The sequence below is a fragment of the Butyrivibrio sp. XPD2002 genome, from assembly GCF_000423945.1.
GTDB lineage: Bacteria > Bacillota > Clostridia > Lachnospirales > Lachnospiraceae > Butyrivibrio.
Map to the genome: position 1 here is coordinate 1 of NZ_AUIY01000047.1, position 6,395 is coordinate 6,395.

Annotated in this window: 7 protein-coding genes, 4 tRNA genes, 1 rRNA gene and 2 pseudogenes; 12 read left to right on the top strand and 2 right to left on the bottom strand. The window is 41.8% G+C overall.

Features of this window, described 5'->3' with window-relative positions; translation table 11 throughout:
• The 10 genes from G587_RS0116100 to G587_RS0116145 all read left to right on the top strand — a co-directional run.
• Positions 1-264, top strand: a 23S ribosomal RNA gene (locus G587_RS0116100); the annotation flags it as partial.
• Positions 265-501: 237 nt separating this feature from the next.
• Positions 502-574 (top strand) — tRNA-Asn (locus G587_RS0116105).
• Between the two features lie 51 nt (positions 575-625).
• Positions 626-697: transfer RNA gene (locus tag G587_RS0116110), tRNA-Glu, on the top strand.
• A 7-nt stretch (positions 698-704) separates the two neighbouring features.
• Positions 705-778 (top strand) — tRNA-Ile (locus G587_RS0116115).
• A 40-nt stretch (positions 779-818) separates the two neighbouring features.
• Positions 819-904 (top strand) — tRNA-Leu (locus tag G587_RS0116120).
• Between the two features lie 126 nt (positions 905-1,030).
• Positions 1,031-1,261 (top strand): hypothetical protein, encoded by a 231-nt coding sequence (locus tag G587_RS0116125; protein WP_026493089.1) that lies wholly within the window; start codon positions 1,031-1,033, stop codon positions 1,259-1,261.
• Positions 1,262-1,269: 8 nt separating this feature from the next.
• Complete coding sequence (gene crcB, locus G587_RS0116130) at positions 1,270-1,635, top strand: fluoride efflux transporter CrcB (RefSeq protein ID WP_026493090.1); 366 nt, start codon at positions 1,270-1,272, stop codon at positions 1,633-1,635.
• A gap of 81 nt (positions 1,636-1,716) precedes the next feature.
• Positions 1,717-2,445: a NifB/NifX family molybdenum-iron cluster-binding protein gene (locus G587_RS0116135; RefSeq protein ID WP_026493091.1), complete on the top strand. Its 729-nt coding sequence runs from the start codon at positions 1,717-1,719 to the stop codon at positions 2,443-2,445.
• The gene (locus tag G587_RS0116140; RefSeq protein WP_026493092.1) at positions 2,446-2,922 is read left to right on the top strand and encodes a DNA-deoxyinosine glycosylase; all 477 of its coding nucleotides are present in this window, start codon (positions 2,446-2,448) and stop codon (positions 2,920-2,922) included.
• A 92-nt stretch (positions 2,923-3,014) separates the two neighbouring features.
• Positions 3,015-3,518 carry a phosphoglycerate mutase family protein gene (locus tag G587_RS0116145; RefSeq protein ID WP_207637481.1) on the top strand — a complete coding sequence of 168 codons (504 nt, stop codon included), beginning with the start codon at positions 3,015-3,017 and terminating at the stop codon, positions 3,516-3,518.
• 54 nt (positions 3,519-3,572) lie between these two features.
• Here the strand turns inward: G587_RS0116145 and G587_RS0116150 are convergent.
• A pseudogene (locus tag G587_RS0116150) lies at positions 3,573-3,818 on the bottom strand (GGDEF domain-containing protein); the annotation flags it as partial.
• 398 nt (positions 3,819-4,216) lie between these two features.
• Between G587_RS0116150 and G587_RS0116155 the strand changes: the two are divergent.
• Positions 4,217-5,056, top strand: coding sequence for an LD-carboxypeptidase (locus G587_RS0116155; RefSeq protein ID WP_035787067.1), 840 nt, complete (start codon positions 4,217-4,219; stop codon positions 5,054-5,056).
• Between the two features lie 63 nt (positions 5,057-5,119).
• A complete protein-coding gene (locus G587_RS0116160) occupies positions 5,120-6,049 on the top strand; it encodes a DUF1848 domain-containing protein (protein WP_026493096.1) in 930 nt (309 codons plus the stop codon).
• 113 nt (positions 6,050-6,162) lie between these two features.
• On the opposite strand, the pseudogene G587_RS25625 reads toward G587_RS0116160, so the two are convergent.
• A pseudogene (locus G587_RS25625) lies at positions 6,163-6,395 on the bottom strand (hypothetical protein); the annotation flags it as partial.

The window sequence follows — 6,395 nt, forward strand, 5'->3', positions numbered from 1 at the left end:
TCTGAGAGGAGCTGTCCTTAGTACGAGAGGACCGGGATGGACGGACCGCTGGTGTATCAGCTGCATCGCCAGATGCATAAGGCTGGGTAGCCAAGTCCGGAAGGGATAAACGCTGAAGGCATCTAAGCGTGAAGCCCCCCTCAAGATGAGATATCCCTGCTTCGGCAGTAAGACCCCTTAGAGACTATGAGGTAGATAGGCACAAGGTGTAAGCATGGTAACATGTTCAGCTGATGTGTACTAATAGGTCGAGGGCTTGTCCAAAAAGGATATAGAACAAAAGATAACGGATCAAGATGAAATTCAGTGTTCGGTTTTGAAGGTACGGAATTGTACTAGTAGTTATGTGATTGTACGCGCCTAGGTTTTAAACCATGCCTCCGTCGCGATTGCAAGCAATCCCGACTGTCGGGCTTGCGCCCTATGATGCACGATTTAAACAGTGCCTTGAATGCAAGTATTCAGATCACTGTTTAAACCATGCATCGCATGGTTTAATTTTCCTCAATAGCTCAGTCGGTAGAGCATTCGGCTGTTAACCGAAGTGTCGTAGGTTCGAGTCCTACTTGGGGAGCTGGTTGTACGGAGTTCTACAATCGAAGAGCCTGCGAGGCAGGAAAAACACGGCTCCGTGGTCAAGTGGTTAAGACATCGCCCTTTCACGGCGGTAACACGAGTTCGAGCCTCGTCGGAGTCATTCATTAGGAGCTTTAGCTCAGTTGGTTAGAGCAACCGGCTCATAACCGGTCGGTCCTGGGTTCGAGTCCCCGAAGCTCCACTTAAGAAGTCGCTGTAGTAGCGACTTTTTGTTAATAAGCGCCGGCGTGGCGGAACTGGCAGACGCCCGGGACTTAAAATCCCGTGGGTAGCGATACCCGTACCGGTTCGATCCCGGTCGCCGGCATGAAGAGAGAAGCGTAAGTAGATTGCGCTTCTCTTTTTTGTTATATTGAATTATATACATGTGAATCCAGATTTGTCTTTAGAGGAAGCGATAGACGATTTTGTCGAAAGAATGGAGAACAAGTAAATGAATCAGTTATTTGAACTTGGTAACCAATATGCAGCAAAGAGTGATTGGAGAGATTTTGCACTGACAAAAATATGCCTGTTTTCTTTAGGCGTAATAGCCGGCACCTGTATTGATCCTCAGAAAAAGAAATGTGCCCGGATAATGGCTGCTGGAGCTTTTGGGGCAACCTATATTATTCTGATGAAAAAAGTATACGAAATAGTAAAAGGGATGATGGAAAAGAGGTAGATTGAATGTTGAGTTTTGTCTTTGTGGCGCTTGGCGGTGCATTGGGAGCTGTAGCACGATATGCGATAAGTCTTATACCTGTGAAAACACAGTTTCCGATACTGACATTGGTAACAAACATACTTGGTGCAATTCTTATAGGTTTTATCGTAGGAATAACAGATGAAAAGGGAGATGTAACGCCTAATACAGTTCTGTTCTGGAAGACCGGTGTATGTGGCGGATTTACAACATTTTCTACGTTTTCACTTGAGGCATTTAATCTGTTTGAGAAGAAAGCATACGCACTTGGAGGAGTGTATGTGGGACTAAGTGCTTGCTGTTGCATTTTTGGTATTTTCATGGGGAAAAAACTCTCAATGATAATAGAATAACATGACATTATATTGACATATGTCAGAATGGGTGTAATATTTTATCTGACATATGTCAATTTTGATTAATGGAGGATAGCTATGTCAAGAACACCAAAGTGCAGGAGAATATGTCGTTTTCCGGATTATTACAGCTTTATTCCTGAAGATGCGGAAAATGATATCTTTGAAACAATAGAGATGTTCCTGGATGAATTTGAGACTATAAGGCTTTTGGATTATGAAGGGTTAAACCAGGAAGAATGCGCTTTACGAATGGGTGTTGCAAGGACAACAGTGACTGCCATGTATGAGAATGCAAGGAAGAAACTTGTCAGCGCTGTTGTAGAGGGCAAGAGACTTTCCATTGCCGGTGGCAATATCGAAATTGACACAGAAAGAAACAGCTTACAGATAAGCATGAATGAAAAAGGAGATAAGACAATGAGAGTAGCAGTAACATATGATAATGGCAATGTTTTCGGACATTTTGGAAGAACAGAGCAGTTCAAGGTTTACGACATCGAAGATAACAAAGTAGTTGATTCCAGGATCCTTGGCACAAACGATGAGGGATGTGGTGCACTTGCTGGCATTCTTAATATCGCAAAAGTGGATGCACTTATCTGCGGTGGAATTGGTGGTGGAGCACAGAGAGCGCTTCAGGAAGCCGGCATCAAACTTTATGCGGGAGCAAGTGGAAGCACAGATGCAGCTGTCGAGGCTCTGATTGCTGGAACTCTTGATGCAAGCGGTGAGGCTAACTGCGATCATCATGACCATGAGCATGGTGAGGGCCATTCCTGCGGACATGGAGGCTGCCATCACTAAATGATAATACATCCGATACCACCTGTTTATGATGAAAATTCAAAGGTTTTGATTTTGGGAAGCTTTCCTTCTGTTAAGTCTCGGGAAGCTTGTTTTTTCTATGGACATCCACAGAATCGGTTCTGGAAGCTGCTTGCTTCAATCTTTGAGGATGATATGCCGGAATCAATTGAGGAGAAAAGGGCGTTTTTACTTCGCCATAATATTGCAGTGTGGGATGTTATCAAGTCCTGCGATATAGTGGGATCATCAGATGCCAGCATAAAAAACGTAGTTCCAAATGATCTTAGTATTATCCTTGATGCTGCCAATATCAGAAACATTTATGTTAATGGCAAGACGGCATATAAGTACTATGAAAAATATACTAAGAAGCTCATACAAAGAGAGGCTATATGCCTGCCTTCAACCAGTCCTGCCAATGCTGCATGGAATATGGAACGATTAAAAAGTGAATGGATGCAAATTCGAAACTAGAGCATTGTGTTTAGATATAGACATGAGTCATGTATGAAAAGTAAGAATTAGGGGAATCAGATTTGAAAGTAACTATAATACGCCATGGAAAAGTGAAACATATTTGGAAAAAGAGCTGCTCCTCAGATGAATTTGATGAAGAATGCAGGCTTTATGACACCGCGCCTATTGAAGAAATGACAAGAGTAGCTACTAATGAGGTTCCTATCATATATGTAAGTACTTTGGATAGGAGTACTCAGACTGCTAAGATGCTATATGGTGAGAGGGATTTTTGCAAATCCGAGCTTATCCATGAAGTTCCAATGAAAGCTGCCTTTGATACAAAATTAAAGCTTCCGATATGGGTTTGGTACTTTTTAGGACGTATTCAATGGATGACTGACAATAAAAGGCAGCCTGAGACTAGGAAGCAGACAGTAGAAAGGGCGGAACGTTTTACAAAGGATATCATCGAAAAAAATGAGGATTGCGTGTTGATATCACACGGGTTTTTCATGCATACGCTGATATCAGTAATGAAAATCAATGGCTTTAACAGCGATAGGACCAGTGCTTTTTATAAAAACGGCGAAGCTATTGTAATGATATTGTGAGAGTTTATGAATGCTATTTTCATGGTGGTTTAATGAAGTAGATTTATTAATGGATCAGGGTATGTCTTTGATGATGCAATTTTTACCATGATTTTTGCCATAGTACAGCATTTGGTCTGCAGTATTTATCACCTGTTCATATTTCATAAGGTCATTACCGCTTGCAAGGCCAAAGGTGGCTGTGAAGTTTATTGAATTATCTCCAAGCTTAACCTGATGCTCTCGTATAGTATTCTGCATTTTTTCCAGCTTCTTTTCAGCGGAGTTTATATCGGTTCCGGGCATAAAGAGAATAAATTCTTCACCGCCCCATCATACTGCAATATCGTTTTCAGTCATGTCTATGTAAAAGATAACGAAAGTGGTCAGGATACCTATTAACTGGAGTAAAGCTTTTTTAAATCTGGTGGTGGATACAAGAGTTGCGCCACAGTACAGGTAGTAAAAAATGAAGTTACGTGAACATATAGGCATGTGGATAAAAATAAAGAGTTTTTATAATTGGCCAAAAGAGCAAGGAATTTTTTCATTGGAATTCTCCAGGCAAAAATAACTTTAAAGAGGTACTTGTAAATATTTTAATTTTAGGCAATCTATAGTTCAATAGTTGTAAATATTAAAAGATTGTAATGTTGGCGAATAATATGTAAATTATAAAAATGCCTGTAAGAGGGAGTTTTAATTGTTGGAGGAAAAAAATGAAAGTAGGATTATCAGCCTGTTCAAGTGGGCATTTAGCTGAGTGGGAAGGACAGATCACAGAGCTTGTAGATGCTTTTAGGGATATGGAAATAGAAGCTGTTCCGGCATCGCATATTATAAGAACTGTGGACGAATTTAGTGGTACTGATATGGAAAGAGCTGCTGATCTCATGAGCTTTTATAAAGATGATGAGATAGAAGCTATCTATGATATTTCAGGTGGTGACCTGGCAAATGGAGTTCTTAAGTATCTGGATTTTGAGACAATTTCCAAAACAAAGAAGATATTTTGGGGATATAGTGATCTGACAACCGTGATAAATGCCATATATACGATGACTGGAAAGCCATCGGTTCTTTATCAGGTGAAAAATGTAATATGGGAATACGCAGAGATGCAGAGGCAGCGTTTCTCAGATTATCTTTTAGGAAAAAATAATGACCTTTTTGATATCGACTACAGCTTTTTACAGGGAAATGCCATGAAGGGCATTGTCGTAGGCGGTAATATAAGATGCTTTACCAAGCTCGCCGGGACAAAGTATTTCCCTGATATGAATGGTAAGATATTATTTCTTGAATCCCTGGGAGGAGAGTGCGGACAGATAGCAACGCTTTTTGCGCAGCTTGAAGATATGGGAGTTTTTGATAAGGTGACTGGAGTTATGCTTGGTACGTTTACAAATTATGAAAAAGCTGGTCTATCTTTATCGGTTTATGATTTGCTTAAAATGCATATTTCAAAGGAGCTTCCTGTTGCATGTACCAGGGAGATTGGGCATGGACATGATTCGAAGGCGATTGTAATAGGAAAGGAATACTCCCTTTCTTGTTAAAGAGATGTACTAAGCATTCATATAAAAGATGATATATTAAAGAGCTCGAAACGAGGATAAATAATGATAATTCAGTCCGGATCTCGGACGGACATACCTGCATTTTATTCTGAATGGTTTGCCAACAGATTAAAGGAAGGCTATGTCTACGTCAGAAATCCATTTAATATGACCTATATAACTAAATATGATCTGAATCCTTCCGTGGTGGATCTTATATGCTTTTGTTCTAAGAATCCAAAGCCCATGCTGGAGCATTTGGAGCTTCTTAAGCCCTATGGGATGTACTGGTACGTGACGATTACAGGATTTGGAAGGGACATAGAGCCTAAGGTTCCTGATTCCATGGAGGTTGTGGAGACCTTCAAAAGGTTGTCGGAATTTGCGGGCGTAGACTCCATGGGATGGAGATATGATCCCATTTTTATTGATGAAAAGTACACTGCAGATTATCACATCGAGCAATTTGAAAAGATAGCCAGGGAACTGGATGGATATACAGAGACCGCGGTTATCAGCTTTATTGATCTGTATCAGAAGGTAAAAAAGAATTTCCCGGAAGCTAAGGCGGTTGAAAGAAAGGACAGGCTCTATCTTGGAGAACACATGGCAAAGATTGCAAAGGAGCATGGGATGGTCCTTAGGCCCTGCAGTGAAGGCACAGAGCTTCAAAGATTCGGGGCTGATTGCAGCGGCTGTATGACTCAGCCAATTTACGAAAAGGCCATTCACAACACCATGGAGTTCCCGAAGGTGAAGGGTGCCAGATCCTCCTGCGCCTGCTACCTCGGCGGGGATATCGGAATGTACAACACCTGTCTTCATATGTGCAGATACTGCTACGCAAATTATGATGAAAAAACCGTAATGGACAATTATGCAAAGCATGATCCGGATTCGCCGCTTCTTATCGGCAATGTGAGACCTGAGGATGAGATTCACAAGGCAGAGCAAAAGAGCTGGATCGATGGGCAATTGAAATTCGTATGGTAAATGATAGTGTAAAGTCTGCTATGGAAAAATGAGCCAAAGAAAAAAGGCTCAAAAGAACCTTGAAAATGTAGATATTGATACCGACAAGCTCTCCGAGGGCTTAGGGCTCCGCCCTAAGAACCTGCAAGGGACCAGTCCCTTGACCCGTTAAGCGGGCTCTGCCCGCACCCGTCCTCGCCGGAAGCAGGCCAGCAAGCACACTTGCTGACCAATGTATCAGGATTATCCGTGAACCTTATGTCAAGGAACTTTCGCGGCATATCCTCGCGGCGCTGCCGCTTCGGTATTCCACGTTTTCCTTGACAACGGTTCCGCTCCGTTTTATGCGGTTGCACCCTGTTGGATG

Excerpts from the sequence above, each read along its gene's own strand:
- G587_RS0116125 (WP_026493089.1), top strand. The coding sequence starts at position 1,031 with ATGAATCAGTTATTTGAACTTGGTAACCAATATGCAGCAAAGAGTGAT.
- G587_RS0116135 (WP_026493091.1), top strand. The coding sequence starts at position 1,717 with ATGTCAAGAACACCAAAGTGCAGGAGAATATGTCGTTTTCCGGATTAT.
- G587_RS0116140 (WP_026493092.1), top strand. The coding sequence starts at position 2,446 with ATGATAATACATCCGATACCACCTGTTTATGATGAAAATTCAAAGGTT.
- G587_RS0116155 (WP_035787067.1), top strand. The coding sequence starts at position 4,217 with ATGAAAGTAGGATTATCAGCCTGTTCAAGTGGGCATTTAGCTGAGTGG.
- G587_RS0116160 (WP_026493096.1), top strand. The coding sequence starts at position 5,120 with ATGATAATTCAGTCCGGATCTCGGACGGACATACCTGCATTTTATTCT.